The sequence below is a fragment of the Lewinella sp. IMCC34183 genome (assembly GCF_003390915.1).
In the GTDB taxonomy this organism is placed as follows: domain Bacteria; phylum Bacteroidota; class Bacteroidia; order Chitinophagales; family Saprospiraceae; genus Neolewinella.
On record NZ_QMEM01000028.1, the window covers coordinates 1 to 1,829 of the forward strand.

The 1,829-nt window shown below is 51.4% G+C and carries 1 rRNA gene; it reads left to right on the top strand.

Annotation, left to right across the window (positions count from 1 at the left end):
* Positions 1 to 1,653 (top strand): 23S ribosomal RNA (locus tag DQG19_RS21260); the annotation flags it as partial.
* Between the last annotated feature and the right edge of the window lie 176 nt (positions 1,654 to 1,829).

Sequence of the window (1,829 nt, forward strand, 5' to 3'; positions counted from 1 at the left end):
TAGGGCAGTATTTGGTAGGGGAGCATTGTGGTACGGCACTGAAGGTTGGGGGTGACCCCGGCTGGAGCGGCCACAAAAGCAAATGTAGGCATGAGTAACGATAAAAGGGGTGAGAAACCCCTTCGCCGTAAGACTAAGGTTTCCGTATTCGATGTTAATCAGAATCGGGTTAGTCGGGTCCTAAGGTGTAGCCGCCAGGCGAAGCCGATGGCAAACGGGTTAATATTCCCGTACCCGCTCACGACGAAAGCGACGGAGTAGTGTAGGTATCGCGTACTGACGGAATAGTACGTTGAAGGCTGAGTAAAATTAGCCGATAGTACAGGTTCTTCTTCGGAAGGACTTGATAGTGTACCGAAGCGACTTCCAAGAAATAGCGAGTGAAGCGGCCCGTACCGTAAACCGACACAGGTAGTCGAGGAGAGTATCCTAAGGCGCTCGAGTGATTCATGGCTAAGGAACTAGGCAAATTAGACGCGTAACTTCGGGAGAAGCGTCGCCCGTACAGTGATGTACGGGCCGCAGTGAAGAGGCCCAGGCGACTGTTTAGCAAAAACACAGGACTCTGCTAAATCGCAAGATGAAGTATAGGGTCTGACACCTGCCCGGTGCTGGAAGGTTAAGGAAGGGGCTTAGGGAGTAATCCCGAAGGTCTTAACTGAAGCCCCAGTAAACGGCGGCCGTAACTATAACGGTCCTAAGGTAGCGAAATTCCTTGTCGGGTAAGTTCCGACCTGCACGAATGGTGTAACGATCTGGGCACTGTCTCGGCCATGAGCTCGGTGAAATTGAAGTATCGGTGAAGATGCCGATTACCCGCAACGGGACGAAAAGACCCCGTGAACCTTTACTACAGCTTCACATTGCATTAGGGTATAAGATGTGTAGGATAGGTGGGAGACTTTGAAGCGGCCACGCCAGTGGTTGTGGAGTCGTCCTTGAAATACCACCCTTCTTATACTTTGATGCTAACTCCTACGAAATAGGAGGACCGTGTGTGGTGGGTAGTTTGACTGGGGTGGTCGCCTCCTAAAGTGTAACGGAGGCTCGCAAAGGTACCCTCAGCATGGTTGGTAATCATGCGAAGAGCGTATAAGTATAAGGGTGCTTGACTGAGAGAACGACAGTTCGAACAGGTGCGAAAGCAGGCTTAAGTGATCCGGTGGTTCCGCATGGAAGGGCCATCGCTCAAAGGATAAAAGGTACTCCGGGGATAACAGGCTGATCTCCCCCAAGAGCTCACATCGACGGGGAGGTTTGGCACCTCGATGTCGGCTCGTCACATCCTGGGGCTGAAGAAGGTCCCAAGGGTTGGGCTGTTCGCCCATTAAAGTGGCACGCGAGCTGGGTTCAGAACGTCGCAAGACAGTTCGGTCTCTATCTGTTGCGGGCGTAGGAATATTGAGGAGATCTGTTTCCAGTACGAGAGGACCGGAATGGACGTATCTCTAGTGTACCGGTTGTGGCGCCAGCTGCACTGCCGGGTAGCTATATACGGCACGGATAAGCGCTGAAAGCATCTAAGCGCGAAGCCAACTCCAAGATGAATATTCCCTTGAGGGTCGCAGAAGATGACTGCGTTGATAGGCTGTAGGTGGAAGTGTGGTAACGCATGGAGCCGAGCAGTACTAATCGCCCGACAGCTTCCTTTTTTTTTCTTTGAATGGGTAGAGGTTAACCGTTAGATCGGTTGGCTGAGACTTATGAGTAGTGAAAAAGACGGCAGCACGCTTGTTGTGGAAATTAATTAGCATACGGTCTTTGGTTGATCCTGAAGTCCGGATCGGTCTGGTAAAAAGGCCTGAAGCTCTCTTATCGAACTTGTTGAT